Consider the following 15395-nt stretch of genomic DNA (forward strand, 5'->3'; position numbering starts at 1 on the left):
TTTATTATTCTCTGCGAAATGAAGGATTTTATTACGAAAGTTGGAAAATTTTATTGTTTCCATGACTTAAAGGCAGATCAGTATAGAGGGAAAGCCCTTGGCAAAAGCTAACGTGACAAGGAATTAGAAGGAAGTTTTTCGCGCTACGAAGAGGGGTGAAGCTCGTGATTTGGATGGTTGGTGTACTGCTTCTTTTCATTTTTCAGACAGCTACGATATTGATTGGTGAGTACAAAAGGCCCGCCAAGACGGTGGCATGGCTGTTCGTTTTATTTATTCTCCCGATCATCGGCTTCCTCATGTACTATTTCTTAGCCAAGGAATACACCCAGCGCAAAACGGTTCGACGTAAAGGGCGCCGTAGAAGTTCCGAAGCCAGACACCAGTGGCTGGGCAGGGGAAGCCACAACCAGGAGAGAATCGAAGAGCAGCACTATCAACTCTTCGAGGATTCACGGCTATGCGGGCTGCTTCACAACATTCCGGGCTCGGCCATTTCGCCGAACAACCGAGTGGAAGTGCTGACCAATGCGGATGTCACATATGAGGCGATGCTGGAAGCCATCGAGAAGGCCGAGAAGCATATTCATTTTGAATTTTATACGATTCGGCATGATGCCATAGGTACCAGATTTCAAGAAGCCCTCATTCGCAAAGCGTTGCAGGGGGTGAAGGTTCGCGTCATTTATGACGGAATCGGTTCCTACTCGCTTTCGTCAGCTTATATCGATAGATTTAAACAGGCGGGGATTGAGGTTTATCCCTTTTTGAGACCACTTATTGCGTTTTTCGATAAACGAATGAATTACCGTAATCATCGCAAAATCATCGTCATCGATGGGTTGGTTGGTTTTGTCGGGGGTATTAACATCGGAGACGAATATCTGGGGGGTGACCCCAAGCTTGGCTTTTGGCGCGATACGCATCTTATGCTGAACGGGGACTCAGTGTATTACTTGCAGACGACTTTTATGACGGATTGGCTGTTCGTAAGCGGGGAGCGTTTGGCTGATGATTCCATGTATCCGGAGCATCACGAATCGGAGACTTCCTTGGTTCAAGTGATTTCAAGCGGCCCGGACGCTTACTGGGATGCGATACAGGAGATGTTTTTTGCAGGAATTGTTGCGGCCAAGAAGCGGGTGTATATGACGACACCCTACTTTATTCCGGATGCAAGCATAACGATGGCGCTCAAAACGGCCGTTCTCAGCGGTGTGGATGTCCGCATTATCCTTCCTTACAAAGCAGATTCCCGTATTGTTCAATATGCCTCCCGCTCCTATTTATTAGAACTCATGCAGGCCGGGGTTCAGTTCTACCTCTATCGGAAAGGATTCATGCATGCCAAGGTCATGATCATCGATCATATGATGGCAACCGTAGGAACCGCCAATGTGGATATGCGCAGCTTCTTTAGCAATTTTGAATTGAATGCGGTTATGTTTAATCAGGACGTGATTGATCGTCTGGAAGATGACTTTTGGATGGATTTAAAAGATAGCGATGAATTGAAATTAGCCGAATTTGAGCAAAGATCGCGATTGGAGAAGGGGAAAGAAGTGATTGCCCGACTGCTGTCACCTTTGTTTTAAAGGAGTTCTATACAGAACTACTACTAGCTGAGTCGGGCTAAAATCGCGTCCAGGTTTTGGAGAGGAACCCCTTCAATCAAGTCGCCGTATTTCTTTAACCGGTCGAGGACCGTATGTAAATTGAATTCACGAGGGCTAGGACGCAGTTCAACCTCTTTCCATAACAGGGGAGTGGAGACGGATGCGTCTTTTTTGGCGCGCGGCGTATAGGGGGCAGAGAGTGTTTTCCCGTACCAATGCTGAAGGTAGTCGATATAGATTTTATCCCCGCGGTTCTTCTTGAACCGTTCGATCGTAAATAGATTCGGGTAAATCTTGACGACATACGAGGCGATAAAATAGCCGATTTTCCGCAGCTGCTCGAACGTGTAGCCAGGCTGAATTGGAATATAAATTTGAACACCTGTGGCGCCGGAGGTTTTGGCAATGGACTGAATGCGCAGAGAGTCCAGCACCTCACCGATGATATGCGCGGCTTCCATAATGCGCGGCTCTTCCTCCAAAGTTGGGTCGATATCAATCACCCACTCTGCCGGCAGCGTGTCCCCGATATGGTGAAAAGAGGGATGGAACTCCAAACAAGCCAGATTTCCCAGCCAAAGAAGCGTAGATAAGGAGTCCAAGTTAACGTACTGAATGCCATCGAGCGGAGCCAGCTTCACGAAGTTAGGTACCGGATCGGGGGCATTTTTTTGGTAAAAGGACTTTTGATCATACCCGTTTGGGAAGCGGATGGTCGTTAAGTGCCGGTTGCGGCAGTAACGCAGCAGGTAGGGTGACAGCTCGGATAATTTGGAGAGATAATCTCCTTTCGTTATGCCTGCTTCAGGCCATAGAAGCTTATTGGGGTTGGTGATGGTCAGCTCATGACCTTCCACGAGCAGTGTTCCTTTGGTTGTGACCGCCATGGGAATATCCCTCCTGCACTTTGTTTAGTTCTGATTATTCCCTCCTGGACGAGTTCTCAAACTTTCGAGGAGATTTCCGTGTTCAAAGTGGTTGACAAAATTCGAAGAATAAATCATAATAATAAAAGTAAATAACAAATAGTAAGTAACATATGAAGTAGAAGAAGATGCTGTTTTGTTATTAAATTTATTTTATATATTACACTAAATCACATGTGATGGAGGAGATTTTATATGAGTAACAATGCGGTAGAGAAAAGCAATGCTTTCCTGAAAGCTGTTAAAGAAAGACGTACGTACTATGGACTAAGCAAAGGAACTGTTATTTCTAACGAACGCATTCAAGAGATTGTGAACGAGGCTGTGAAATACACGCCATCCGCTTTTAACTCACAAAGTGCCAGAGTTGTTGTCTTGTTCGGCGATCAATCCGATAAATTATGGAGCATCACCAAAGAAACGTTGAGAAAAGTCGTGCCTGCAGGCAGCTTCGCGCCAACAGAAGAAAGAATTAACGGCTTCAGCAACGGTTCCGGTACTGTTCTTTTCTTCGAAGATCAAACTGTTGTGGAAGGACTTCAAGCTCAGTTCGCCTCTTATGCCGATAACTTCCCGATTTGGTCCAACCAATCTTCAGGCATGCTGCAGCTCGTTATTTGGACGGCGCTTGAGCAAGAAGGTCTTGGTGCATCCTTGCAGCACTATAACCCGCTGATTAATGATGAAGTTGCTCAAACATGGAATATTCCAAGCGAGTGGAAGCTGATTGCCCAAATGCCTTTCGGTAAACCAACTTTTGTTCCTGGCGACAAAGAGTTTCAACCGCTTGAAGATCGCGTAAGATTCATCTAATCGAATTGAGAGAATGCCCCTTTCATTGTCAGACGACAGTGAAGGGGGTTTTTTATTTATTTTTTAAAATAAGCAAACCGCCTATGCCTAAGCTTCGTTACCTTAAGTAGCAAAAATAAGGAGGAGTCATCGCGCATGGTTAATGTGAAAAAAGTAATCGTATCTTCCCTCGTATTATTAGGGTTAGCAGCAGGCGCTACGGCTTTATCAGCCGCGGCGGCGGAACCGCTGAACGTGAAATCCGAAACGGATATTGCGGGAGACTTGGGTATTCTGCAAGGAGACGGCAGCGGCTTGACCGCGGAATATTTGAACAAATCGACGACAAGGCTGCAAGCGGCGGTTATGTCTTTGAGGTTAAAAGGTTTGGAATCCGAGGCGCTGGCTTATAAGGGGACTGAGAACTTTAAGGATGCAAGCGGCGTTTCCAAGGAGAATCAAGCGATTCTTGGCTATTTGAAAGCGAATCCTGCTCTTGGTTGGCAAGGAACGGGTTCCGATACTTTCGAACCTATGGCTGGTATTACTGCGCAGCAGTATTACAAAGTTTTGCTGGAATCCCTTGGCTATGGGCAAGGAACTGATTTCCAGTACGACGATGTCATTACGTTTGCAGCCAAAAATGGTTTGTCCAAGATTGCTGGTGTGAAATCATTCAAGAACCTACATATCGCGACTGCTACGCTCGAGGCGTTAAAAGCGCCAATCAAAGGGTCATCCAAGACACTGGCGGTAGACTTAAGCCAAAAGGGCAAAATTAGTGCGAGTAAACTTAGTGTGCTCGAAACTCCGGCGCTTGGCTTGAAGATGAGCGATGCTTTGGGAAGTTATTTAACAGATGCCAAAGGGATGACTTTATACTATTTTACTAAAGATGTAGCGAATGTTAATTCTTGCGTAGACGCTTGTTTGGCGAACTGGCCGATTTACAATGCCAATAATTTTACGGTTCCCGCTGAATTCAGCGCGGCAGACTTCGGAGTTTTCACGCGTGCTGACGGCAAGGATCAGATCACTTACAAAGGGTGGCCGCTGTATTACTTCGCGAAGGATCAGAAACCGGGAGACACGGTTGGCGATAACGTAGGCAAGGTCTGGTTCGTTATTAAGCCTTCGAATGGCGGAATCGCAATGGGCACGAAACCCGATCTTGGCAATTATCTGACCGATGCTCGCGGCATGGCGTTGTATTACTATGATAAAGACACGAAAGGCGTTAGCAACTGCTCGGGCAAATGTTTGGAGAAATGGCCAGTATTCTACTCAAGTGCAATATCCGCGCCTACGGGAGTGAACTCGGCTGATTTCGGCACCTTGGTCCGCGCAGATGGCAGCCTGCAAACGACGTACCAAGGATTTCCGTTATATTACTGGGTGGATGACAAGAAAATGGGAGACACAACGGGACAGGACGTTGGCCATGTTTGGTACGTGATTGATCCTGTGAAGTTCAGTGGAACAAAAGCTGTAAATTCCTCTGTAAAAACAAGTAAATCCGATGCGCTAGGTACCTATTTAGTTGATCAAAACGGCATGGCCCTGTACTTGTTTACCAAAGATAAGGCTGATCCTAATTCCTGTGTAGGTCCTTGTTTGGTAAATTGGCCGATCTTCTACGACGAGAACCTGACGGTTTCCACGGATCTTGCGGCAAGTGATTTCGGTGTGCTGACGCGAGCTGACGGTAAAAAGCAAAGCACTTACAAAGGCTGGCCGCTTTACTACTGGGTGAAAGATCATCTCCCTGGTGAAACGACGGGACAAAATGTAGGCAAAGTCTGGTTCGTTCTCGATCCGGCCAAGACAGAAGCGAGATAAACAAGACAGCTTTCAAACGCTCCGGCATGCTGGCAAGCTCAGCGATGCCGGGGTTTTCTTTTTCTATAAATCTATTGCCAAGACAACATGCGGGGAGATAAGGTAGTAGTATTAACTTTATTTCCACTCGGAGTGTGCCGAATATGCGAAATCGAACGGATGCCGAACTCATGAAGTTGGTCTTGGGTAAGCACCATCCTGCACTGGAAGAGCTTTACGATCGTTATGCGAAGCTTGTGTATTCCTTTGCCCTGAAGTCTTTGAAGGAGGAACAGGCCGCCAGAGAAATTGTTCAGCTTGTTTTTACACGGCTCTGGACGACGGAGAAGGGCTATGACGCAAGCAAAGGCGGCTTTGTAAATTGGATTATTACCGTTACGAGGAATATAACGATTGATTATTTAAGGAAGAAACGAAGACTTGAGCAAGTGGTCCGTTTTGAACCTAGAGAATGGGAACATTCCCTTGTGTCTGACGCTCCGGATCCGGAGTCCGTGATCTCACGCAAATGGATCGGGGAGCAAATTCACGAGGCGTACGTACATTTGTCAGAGAGCCAGATTCAATTGATCGATATGATGTATTGGCAAGGTTATTCCTTAAGTGAGATAGCCTCTCAAACCAACGAACCGGTGGGCACGATCAAAAGCCGCTTGCATCAATGTTTAAAAATACTTCGTAAGCATCTGACATCACTGAGGGAGGGATGACGTCATGAAAGAACATGAAACTGTGGATTGCAATGATTTGGTCAACTATTTGACCGGCGATTGCACAGAGCTAGAACGCGCGGCTTTCGAGCGGCATCTGCGAACTTGTGCCAGCTGCCGCGAAGAATTAAGAGACCTGCAGGATGTTTGGCAGGCTTTGCCTTTTGAAATGGAAGAAGTGGAGCTGCCGCCGGACTTAAAGCAGCAGGTCATGCAGTCCATCCTGCCACCAGCTAAGATCGAGGCGATAATAAGCAAGAAAAATCGGTCATACAAATGGATTTACGGGTTGTCCGCTGCGATTATCTTAGGATTGGCAGTAGGTATTTGGTGGAGCAGCCAACCGAAGAATTCAGCCCTATCCGCGAATCCGGGTTTAAGTGAACCGGCAGAAATCATGCATACGTTCCAATTAAAGTCCGTTGAAAGCACAATGCCAACAGCTTCAGGAACGGCATGGGTGCTTCAGAACGGCGATGTTCACAATGTGGTTATTAATTTGCAAGGCCTCCAAGAGACAAAGGGAGATACGGCGTACCAAGTTTGGTTCAATCGGAACGGAAAGCGGTATAACTGCGGAACGCTCCGCGTTGATGAGAAAGGCACAGGGGTGTTGACTTACAGTATTCCGGTGAAAGGCAAGGATTTTCAGATTGACTCCTTCGGCGTTACGCTTGAGCCCGATCCTAACGGGCTGCAGCCGCGCGGGAAGAAGATATTGGGCACCTCCTAGAACGCTGCCTATGAGAATGAACAAGCCGCTTTATGAACGATTGGGTTCATAAAGCAGCTTGTTTGCTTTGCTCTAACTTGGCAAACTCGCTCGTCCTAGAAGCACGACGAAATCATTTATCTTGGTGAATGCGTCCCTGGGGGCGAAAGGAGTGGGAACCATGGGGCGTTATTTCACGGGAAATAACCGTATGAGCCTGCGAAGGGGAACTGTGGTCTCTTATTTCGTAATTTAGGCGCGATTTGAGCTTATTTCGCTGAAATAAGAGCCTACAGTTCCCTCCAGATGCGAAAAACCGCGCTTTTTAGCTAAATAGCGCCCTGTAGTTCCTTACATGAGGATTGTCTCCGTCCAATGCACGGCACCTGTTGTTGTTGGTCTGCCCCGGCGATACCGGGAATGAGTAGAAAATCAGGATTCCTTGACAAGACAGGGCAAATTTCAGATGATGGCTTCAAATGCCAAGGTGTGATTTGGCGGAATCTTTATCAGTGAGGAGAATGAGATTGTGTTGTTATCCATATTGATCTTTGTTGTCGCAGGGCTAGCGGAAATCGGCGGGGGTTATCTGGTTTGGCTATGGCTGCGGGAGTCCAAGCCTTTGTGGTACGGCATCATGGGAAGTATCATCCTCATCTTATATGGGATTATTCCAACCTTGCAGAGCTTCCCCTCATTTGGTCGGGTGTACGCAGCTTATGGCGGAGTCTTTATCATACTAGCCGTATTATGGGGATGGGTCATCGACAAAAAAACACCGGACCTTTACGACTGGACCGGAGCGGTTGTCTGTGTCATCGGTGTTTCAATTATGTTATGGGCGCCCCGGGGATAGGGGAGACTTATTTTCAACGGGCGAGCTTTGTTTCTCCGTGTTTGCGTTTCCAACCCAGCAACATCATCGCAATAAGCGCTCCGATTAGACCGAGTCCCATATCTTTTTCCGAGTCAAAGACATCTCCTTGCATACCGACATACTCCTGGCCAGCTTGACCTGCCACATAAGCAGCACCCATTTCTATGATTTCGAAGAAGGAGCTGAAACCGAAAACGACCGCCACGGGCATCGCATAAGACCAGAAGCCTCGCATGCCGCCGGCGCGGGTCAGCCATTCTCGGGCAGGATATGCCCAAAGCAGCCCGAACAGGAGATGCACAACCCGATCATAATAGCTGCGATGGGTATGGAAGGCTTCTTTTAGCCAAACGTCGAAAGGGGTACCTTGATAAGTATAATGAGCTCCATAGGTATGAAAGCACAAGAAGATAAAGATGAACAAATAGGACAATTGAGAGAACCGAAATCTTTTATAAGTGAAAAGAAGGACAAGAACGACAGAGACAAGCAGTATATTTTCCATCAGCCACTGCATGCGATCCGTTGGTGAAATCGCCATGAATACCCAGTACGCCGCAAAAACGGTGATCATCACGTACAAAGGCCATTGCTTTTTACCCATCCCCATCAAGCCCACCTTCTCTAGATGACTATTTTGAATAACAAATCTGCTTATTCTTATAGTGTGGACATAAATACAAACGTCATGCAGCCCCTAGGTAATAACCTTCAACCACAGATATAGACCAAGTAAAGTGATGAGCAGCGTAGGGATAGTAAGCACGACGCCGATTCTAAAATAAGTCCCCCAGGTGATCGTTACCCCTTTTTTCGAAAGAACGTGGAGCCAGAGCAGTGTCGCCAGTGACCCGATCGGTGTCATTTTAGGCCCCAAATCCGACCCGATCACATTGGCATAAATGAGAGCTTCTCGAATCACGCCGTCAGTCCCCGTGCCATTCACCGCCAGTGCGCCAATCAGTATGGTCGGTAAATTATTCATAATCGAAGAGAGAATAGCTGACAGGAACCCCATGCCGACAGAGGCAGCCAACAAACCATACCCCGAAATAACTTCAATTACTTTTCCTAATGCATCGGTTAAGCCGGCATTTTTTAAGCCATATACGACGACATACATGCCAATTGAAAAAATAACGATAGCCCATGGAGCGTCTTTGACGATCTGCTTCGTTTGGATGGCCTTGCTGCTGCGGGCAAGCAGGATGAAGACGAGCGTAGCGATTCCTACAATGAAGGAAACAGGGATTTTAACGAATCCGCTGGCCAAATATGCCGCTAGCAGGACACCTAGAATGACCCAGGACAGTCGAAAAAGCCGAGGATCTCGAATGGCGGCAGATGGATCTTTGAGATGAGTCCCGTCATAATCCGCAGGAATATCTTTCCTGAAGTATAGATACAGCACCAGTAGACTTGCTCCTAATGAAAAAAGGCTGGTGACGAACATCCGGCTGGCATAGGTCGTAAAATCAATATTGAAAAAGTCGGCCGAAACAATATTCACCAAATTGCTGACAACGAACGGGATGGAAGTTGTATCCGCGATAAACCCGCTGGCCATGATGAAGGGGAGAATCATTTTATCCGGAAATTTTAAAGCCCGAACCATGGCGAGCACAATAGGCGTCAAGATGAGCGCAGCACCGTCATTGGCGAAGAAGGCCGAAACTGCGGCTCCCAGCAGGATGACGTAGATGAACATGCGTTTGCCATTGCCCTTTGCCATACGCGCCATATGCAGGGCTGCCCACTCGAAGAAACCTATATTATCGAGGATGAGGGAGATCAGAATAATGCCGACAAAAGCCAAGGTCGCATTCCAAACGATCCCTGTTACGGTGGCGACGTCCTGCAGTGAAACAACTTGAAAAATCAGTGCCAATAAGGCGCCTGCCGAAGCGGAGTAGCCGATATTAAGTCCCCGTGGCTGCCAGATGACGAATGTAATGGTAAGTAAAAAAATAAAGACAGCCAAATAAATCATGTATTCCTCCCGACTCGGATTTCTTCAACATTTTCATAGTTCCTCTATCATTTGTCAATGCTTAAATCAAAGATTTGATAAAGGGGGTCAAACCGTACCTTTAAATCGAAGTAGTGTGTTAAAATGATGTATCTTATTTTCGAGGTGCAGATATGTCCAAAGAACGATTACCCAAAGCGGTCTACGAGCAGCTAGCTTTATTTCGATATCAGATCCGAAAGTTTATACATTTCAGTGAGTCAGCGGCGAGAGCGCATGGGCTCACCCCGCAGAATCATCAGCTGATGCTGGCGATCATGGGGTTTCCGGGGCGGGATTATGCAACGCCAAAAGAGCTTGCCGAGCGCTTGCAAGTTACACCGCACGCCTGTGTGGAATTAATTAACCGTTGTGAACAGCTACAATTGGTGTATCGTATGCCTAATCCGGATGACGGGCGGAGCATATTCATCCGTTTGTCGGAGTCCGGCATGCGCCTATTGGAGGACCTTTCGGAAATTCATATGAATGAATTGAAAAATATCGGGCTTTTGGAATTCCCGGAAGAGGATTAATGTTATAAAACTTAACGTATATAATGTGATAATCAAAACAATATCTAAAAATTAGGTGTTTTAATGTTATATAAATTAACATAACCCCTTGATTTTTATCGCAGTACGATATATATTTTGTTGTAAGTAAGTATAATTCGTTTGCGAAGATGTCGCTTTTCTTACATTTATACAAAAATTAATCACGTGCATCTTGCACGTTAGCGCTGGTGAATCAACATGACAACAAACAAAGTGAAAAGCGTCTGTCCCTATTGCGGTGTTGGATGCGGAATTGTGCTTGAGGTATCAGGAAACCGCGTGCTCAAAGTGACGGGTGATAAAGAGCATCCGACTAATTTTGGCCGTCTGTGCACCAAGGGCAACACCTGTGCGCAAGCTATCGCAGAGTCTGGGCGGATGGAATACGCATATAAACGTCTAGCGCGTAAGAAAGAACCTGTCAAAACCGGGATGGCCGATGCCATCAGGGAGACGGCGAAGCGGTTGCGTTCTATCGTTGACAAGTACGGGCCGGATGCCATGTCTTTCTATGTGTCGGGTCAAATGTCGCTGGAGGCGCAATATCTGGTTAATAAGCTGGCGAAAGGCTTCATCCGAACCAATAACATTGAATCCAACTCCCGCTTATGTATGGCTAGCGCAGGCAGTGGCTACAAGCTGTCGCTTGGGGCGGATGGTCCGCCGGGCTCGTATCAGGACATGGACCGCACGGATTTATTTTTCGTCATTGGAGCCAATATGGCGGATTGCCATCCCATTCTCTTCCTGCGAATGATGGATCGGGTGAAAGCGGGAGCTAAGCTGATTGTGGTGGACCCCCGCCGTAACGCGACTGCAGACAAAGCAGGGCTTTACATGCAAATTAAGCCTGGGACTGATCTTGCGCTTCTGAATGGCCTGCTGCACTTGCTTGTGAAGAATGGCCATACGGACCCGGCTTTTATAGCGGAGTTCACGTCAGGATGGGAAGGTATGCCGGCATTCCTGGAAGACTACACGCCGGATAAAGTTTCTGAACTAACCGGCATCCCCGAAGCCGACATTCGTCAAGCGGCATTATGGATTGGCGAGTCGCCGGAATGGATGACGTGCTGGACGATGGGGCTGAACCAGAGCACTCACGGAACTTGGCATACCAATGCCATCTGCAACCTGCATCTGGCAACAGGCGCCATCTGCCGACCTGGAAGCGGGCCCTTCTCCCTTACGGGCCAACCCAATGCCATGGGGGGCCGGGAGATGGGGTACATGGGCCCTGGCTTGCCAGGGCAGCGATCCGTGCTGGCGCCGGCTGACAGGGATTTTATTGAAGACATGTGGGACGTACCGCGGGGAACGTTGAAAACCGAAGTAGGCACAGGAACGGTGTCGATGTTCGAAAGCATGCAGGCCGGAGATATCAAAGCCTGCTGGATTATTTGTACGAATCCGGTCGCGACGGTGCCTAACCGCAAGAATGTGATGGCAGGTCTTGAGGCCGCTGAGCTCGTTATCACGCAGGATGCTTTCTATGAGACAGAGACGAATGCGTATGCGGACATCCTGCTTCCCGGCGCCTTATGGGCGGAGGCCGAAGGCGTTATGATCAACTCCGAGCGGAATTTGACGCTAATGGAGAAAGCGGTCGAGCCGCCCGGCGAAGCGATGCCGGATTGGCAAATCATCGCCAAGGTGGCTTGCGAGATGGGGTATTCCGACGCGTTCACTTACACGTCCTCGGCGGAAGTGTATCTGGAGATTCAGCGGGCGTGGAATCCTAAGACCGGCTACGATATTCGGGGAGCCTCCTATGAAAGGCTGCGCGAAACATCGATGCAGTGGCCAGTTGCGCCAGACAGCCGGAATGATCGCAATCCGATTCGTTACTTGAATGATGGGGTCAGCCAGCATTTGAAGGAACTTGCGGACGGAAAACGTCCGCGCATCGTTTTTGCGACGGAGAGTGGGAAAGGAATATTTTTGGCCCGGCCATATTTGCCGCCGGCGGAGATGCCGGACTCCGATTTCAACTTTGTGTTGAATACAGGCCGGTTGCAGCATCAATGGCATACCATGACGAAGACGGGGAAAATACCGACGCTGAACAAGCTGAACCCCGGTCCCTTTCTCGAAATTCACCCGGAGGATGCCGAGTCGCTTGGCGTCAAGGAGCAGGACAAAATAGAAATTCGTTCGCGTCGCGGACTTGCAATCCTGCCTGCGGTCATAACCGATCGCGTGAGGCCGGGGAACTGCTTCGCTCCTTTTCATTGGAATGATGTGTTCGGAGAGAAGCTGGCCATTAACGAGGTGACAAGTGATGCGGTTGATGGTATCTCCTTTCAACCGGAACTCAAGTATTGTGCGGTTTCACTAGCTAAACAGAAGGAGGAAGTGAAGATGGCTACGATGGCACCTATAGATACGCTTGCAACGATGTTGGGCATTCAATCCGCACCGCCAATGACGCTGGATAATCATGAGAAGATGTATCTTTCCGGATTTTTGACAAGTCTCCGAGCGGAAGATTCCCGTCAGGTGCCAGGTATTCCTGTTCTGCCTCCTACAGCGCCTTTGGAGGCATCCAAACGGTATTGGCTGGACGGTATGCTGGCTGGTATGTTCTCTCGCACTTACCTTCCGGAAGCCATAACGCTGCCTGTGATAACGCCGGAGACCCAGCCAGAAGTGAAAGCAGCAGTAACAACGCAGTCTGATAAAGCATCGGTGACGATACTGTGGGCCTCACAAACTGGGAATGCAGAAGGGGCAGCGATCCAAAGTGCGCAGAAATTGCAAGAAGCGGGCTACAACGTGCGTCTCATGAATATGAACGCCTATGCAATGGCAGATTTAAGCGCGGAACGTTACGTTTTCTTCTTGGTTAGCACGTTCGGTGCTGGAGATCCGCCCGATAACGGTGAGAGCTTCTGGAACGCGCTAAAAGGAGAAGCAATGACGCGTTTGCCTGAGCTGAATTACTCTGTTCTGGCTTTCGGGGATTCCAACTATGATTTGTTTTGCGGCTTTGGGCGCAATTTGGATGCGCGTTTGGAGCAGTTGGGGGCTAAACGCATTAACGGGCGGGTCGACTGTGACACGGATTATGAGGAACAAGCCGCAGCGTGGATGAAAGCCGTTGTGATGAAGTTAAGTGAACCGACTGCTGCAGTTACAACCGAAGCCCAAGTCACCTATGACCGCAATCATCCATTAACTACACGAGTTGTAAAGAGTAGGCTTTTAAACGGAGAAGGTTCCGAAAAAGAAACCCGTCACTATGTTTTCGATCTGGCGGGCAGTGGGATGTCTTACGAGGCCGGGGATACGCTTGGCGTATGGCCAACCAATGATCCGAAGATGGTCTCGGACATATTGGAAACCGTTAAAGTAGATCCATCGACACAGGTGACGGTAAAAGACAAAGGTCAAATGACCGTCACCGAGGCGCTTCGCCGTCACTTCGAACTTGCCAGGGTCACACCGGGGATTTTGGAGTTCATCCAGGAGCGTGTCCACAGCGAAATGCTAGGTAACTTATTGAAAAATAAAGCGGAATTGAAAAAGTGGCTTTGGGGCCGCCAATTGGTTGATGTGCTGCAAGCTTACCCGATGAGTAAAGCTGTCTCTGCGGAGGAACTTCTACAAGTGTTAAAACCGCTGCAGCCTCGCCTGTATTCCATTTCCTCTAGTCCCAAAGCGGAAGCTGATGAAGTCCACATTACCGTATCAACCGTTCGTTATGAAATCGAGGGCAAACCGCGGACCGGTGTTTGTTCCGGATTCCTGGCAGATCGCGTCCAAGGCGAGGGCGAGGTGGGACTCTTTATCCAAAAGACCGCTCACTTCAGACCTCCGGCCAATCCGGACGCTGGCATGATCATGATCGGACCGGGTACCGGAATCGGGCCTTTCCGGGGCTTTCTTCAAGAGCGTCAGGCGACTCGCGCCAAAGGGAAGAACTGGCTCATTTTCGGGGAACAGCGTGCAGCATGTGATTTCTACTTCAAAGAGGAGCTGGAGACCATGCTGCAAGAGGGGACGCTGCACCGTCTGGATACCGCTTTTTCCCGTGACCAAGAGGAAAAAATCTACGTTCAGCACCGCATGCTGGAGCATGGGGCAGAGCTGTGGGCATGGCTGAAGGCTGGCGCTCACTTCTATATTTGCGGAGACGCCAGTTCAATGGCCAAAGAGGTAGATGCCACGCTGAAACAAATTATTCAGCAGCATAGCGGCATGAGTGCAAGTGAAACGGAGAGTTATGTGAAAGAAATGTCGCGTACCAAACGATATGCGAAAGATGTCTATTAAGTTTCAAAGAGAACGCGCCCTGTTTGGGATAGATTATATCCTTGAATAGGGCGTATTTCATTATGGAAAACCTCCGATTGCAGCACTTCTTTTACCCGCTCGATCCATGACAGATTCTCTGGTTTCTTCAGCATAACAAGATCAACGCGCTCTTGAATGAGCGGAATGAAATCGACGCCACCGACCATAGAAGCCGCTTTTTCGATCCCTACACCGAAATCTCCTTCCCCAAGAGCCACTTTGCCTGCCACGCCCATATGATTCGATTCCTCACGTTCATAGCCGATAAGATCCCGATAGGAAATGCCATGCAGACGGAGCTGCTCATCGAGCAAAACGCGGGCGCCGGAGCCCTTTTCGCGGTTAATCAGCCGAAGGCCTTTCTGCTTGAGATCAGCCCAGCCCTGAATCTTTTTGGGATTTCCTTGCTGGACATAGAGACCTGCCGATCTTGAGACAAGATTGATGACAACATAAGAGGAGCCGATCAGTATTTTGCGTACATAAGGAATGTTGTATTCTCCGGTGTCACCGTCCAAGAGGTGTGTGCTGACGATGTCGGTTTCCCCTCTGTACATGGCGATTAGGCTGTCCAAACTTCCGACATAAGACCGTAGGGGCCATCTGTCAGGGACTTTTTTCTCGATATGCTTGGCCAAAATGTCCAAGCTAACATCCTGTCCGGTGATGACAAGCGTGTTTTTGGGGACTGATGACAAGCCGGATGAAGTGGCTAACGATGTATTTGACGGCGGCGCTAATTCCGCAGAGTTCACTTTGAGCGTAGTAGGCATATCACCTTTGGCGCGCGTTTTATAAGCCTCCAAGTCCGAGGCGTCTACACGCATTTGCTTACCTACCCGATAGGCGGGTAAATCCCCCTTTTTAATGAGGTCATAGACCGTTAGTTTGGAGATTTTTAAAAGCTTCGCGATCTCTTCCGTGGTATAGGATATATCGGCTGTCATGGTCACCCTCCGTGGCGCTCTGGTTATTCGTTATCCTCTATCATAAGCGGATCTATGGTGTAAGACAATCTCAATCAGTTCTAGAAAAAAGAATGATTATATAATAGAATGAAAA

General features: G+C 48.4%; 12 protein-coding genes. 8 read left to right on the forward strand and 4 right to left on the reverse strand.

Annotated elements, in window-relative coordinates:
- The first annotated feature begins 164 nt into the window (after nucleotides 1-164).
- On the forward strand, nucleotides 165-1595 hold the full coding sequence (gene cls / locus RQP52_RS21445) for a cardiolipin synthase (protein ID WP_315954015.1): 1431 nt from the start codon (nucleotides 165-167) through the stop codon (nucleotides 1593-1595).
- Between the two features lie 23 nt (nucleotides 1596-1618).
- Here cls and ligD read toward each other — a convergent pair whose 3' ends face one another.
- Nucleotides 1619-2503, reverse strand: a complete 885-nt coding sequence (gene ligD, locus RQP52_RS21450; RefSeq protein ID WP_315953752.1) for a non-homologous end-joining DNA ligase — start codon at nucleotides 2501-2503, stop codon at nucleotides 1619-1621.
- Nucleotides 2504-2737: 234 nt separating this feature from the next.
- Here ligD and RQP52_RS21455 point away from each other — a divergent pair, with 234 nt between their 5' ends.
- The 5 genes from RQP52_RS21455 to RQP52_RS21475 all read left to right on the forward strand — a co-directional run bounded on the left by RQP52_RS21455 (nucleotide 2738) and on the right by RQP52_RS21475 (nucleotide 7451).
- Nucleotides 2738-3355, forward strand: coding sequence for a nitroreductase family protein (locus RQP52_RS21455; protein ID WP_315953753.1), 618 nt, complete (start codon nucleotides 2738-2740; stop codon nucleotides 3353-3355).
- Nucleotides 3356-3490: 135 nt separating this feature from the next.
- Nucleotides 3491-5173, forward strand: coding sequence for a hypothetical protein (locus tag RQP52_RS21460; RefSeq protein ID WP_315953754.1), 1683 nt, complete (start codon nucleotides 3491-3493; stop codon nucleotides 5171-5173).
- A 143-nt stretch (nucleotides 5174-5316) separates the two neighbouring features.
- The gene (locus tag RQP52_RS21465; RefSeq protein ID WP_127453570.1) at nucleotides 5317-5883 is read left to right on the forward strand and encodes a sigma-70 family RNA polymerase sigma factor; all 567 of its coding nucleotides are present in this window, start codon (nucleotides 5317-5319) and stop codon (nucleotides 5881-5883) included.
- A 4-nt stretch (nucleotides 5884-5887) separates the two neighbouring features.
- The gene (locus tag RQP52_RS21470; protein ID WP_315953755.1) at nucleotides 5888-6616 is read left to right on the forward strand and encodes an anti-sigma factor; all 729 of its coding nucleotides are present in this window, start codon (nucleotides 5888-5890) and stop codon (nucleotides 6614-6616) included.
- Nucleotides 6617-7124: 508 nt separating this feature from the next.
- Nucleotides 7125-7451 (forward strand): YnfA family protein, encoded by a 327-nt coding sequence (locus RQP52_RS21475; protein ID WP_315953756.1) that lies wholly within the window; start codon nucleotides 7125-7127, stop codon nucleotides 7449-7451.
- A gap of 13 nt (nucleotides 7452-7464) precedes the next feature.
- On the opposite strand, the gene RQP52_RS21480 is transcribed toward RQP52_RS21475, so the two are convergent.
- Together RQP52_RS21480 and RQP52_RS21485 are read right to left on the reverse strand one after the other, a co-directional pair.
- Nucleotides 7465-8076, reverse strand: a complete 612-nt coding sequence (locus RQP52_RS21480; RefSeq protein ID WP_315953757.1) for a DUF2238 domain-containing protein — start codon at nucleotides 8074-8076, stop codon at nucleotides 7465-7467.
- Between the two features lie 93 nt (nucleotides 8077-8169).
- Nucleotides 8170-9462 carry an arsenic transporter gene (locus tag RQP52_RS21485; protein ID WP_315953758.1) on the reverse strand — a complete coding sequence of 431 codons (1293 nt, stop codon included), beginning with the start codon at nucleotides 9460-9462 and terminating at the stop codon, nucleotides 8170-8172.
- A gap of 152 nt (nucleotides 9463-9614) precedes the next feature.
- On the opposite strand from RQP52_RS21485, the gene RQP52_RS21490 reads away from it, so the two are divergent.
- A complete protein-coding gene (locus tag RQP52_RS21490) occupies nucleotides 9615-10016 on the forward strand; it encodes a MarR family winged helix-turn-helix transcriptional regulator (protein WP_315953759.1) in 402 nt (133 codons plus the stop codon).
- Nucleotides 10017-10235: 219 nt separating this feature from the next.
- On the forward strand, nucleotides 10236-14312 hold the full coding sequence (locus RQP52_RS21495) for a sulfite reductase subunit alpha (protein ID WP_315953760.1): 4077 nt from the start codon (nucleotides 10236-10238) through the stop codon (nucleotides 14310-14312).
- Here the strand turns inward: RQP52_RS21495 and RQP52_RS21500 are convergent.
- The gene (locus RQP52_RS21500; protein ID WP_315953761.1) at nucleotides 14309-15280 is read right to left on the reverse strand and encodes a helix-turn-helix transcriptional regulator; all 972 of its coding nucleotides are present in this window, start codon (nucleotides 15278-15280) and stop codon (nucleotides 14309-14311) included. The genes RQP52_RS21495 and RQP52_RS21500 overlap by 4 nt on opposite strands.
- Nucleotides 15281-15395: the final 115 nt, after the last annotated feature.

This window comes from Paenibacillus violae, from assembly GCF_032461945.1.
GTDB classification, from domain to species: Bacteria; Bacillota; Bacilli; order Paenibacillales; family NBRC-103111; genus Paenibacillus_E; species Paenibacillus_E violae.

Bases quoted from the DNA above. Each gene is read 5' to 3' on its own strand.
- ligD (WP_315953752.1), bottom strand. From the start codon at position 2,503: ATGGCGGTCACAACCAAAGGAACACTGCTCGTGGAAGGTCATGAGCTG.
- RQP52_RS21455 (WP_315953753.1), top strand. From the start codon at position 2,738: ATGAGTAACAATGCGGTAGAGAAAAGCAATGCTTTCCTGAAAGCTGTT.
- RQP52_RS21460 (WP_315953754.1), top strand. From the start codon at position 3,491: ATGGTTAATGTGAAAAAAGTAATCGTATCTTCCCTCGTATTATTAGGG.
- RQP52_RS21465 (WP_127453570.1), top strand. From the start codon at position 5,317: ATGCGAAATCGAACGGATGCCGAACTCATGAAGTTGGTCTTGGGTAAG.
- RQP52_RS21470 (WP_315953755.1), top strand. From the start codon at position 5,888: ATGAAAGAACATGAAACTGTGGATTGCAATGATTTGGTCAACTATTTG.
- RQP52_RS21480 (WP_315953757.1), bottom strand. From the start codon at position 8,076: ATGGGTAAAAAGCAATGGCCTTTGTACGTGATGATCACCGTTTTTGCG.
- RQP52_RS21485 (WP_315953758.1), bottom strand. From the start codon at position 9,462: ATGATTTATTTGGCTGTCTTTATTTTTTTACTTACCATTACATTCGTC.
- RQP52_RS21490 (WP_315953759.1), top strand. From the start codon at position 9,615: ATGTCCAAAGAACGATTACCCAAAGCGGTCTACGAGCAGCTAGCTTTA.
- RQP52_RS21495 (WP_315953760.1), top strand. From the start codon at position 10,236: ATGACAACAAACAAAGTGAAAAGCGTCTGTCCCTATTGCGGTGTTGGA.
- RQP52_RS21500 (WP_315953761.1), bottom strand. From the start codon at position 15,280: ATGACAGCCGATATATCCTATACCACGGAAGAGATCGCGAAGCTTTTA.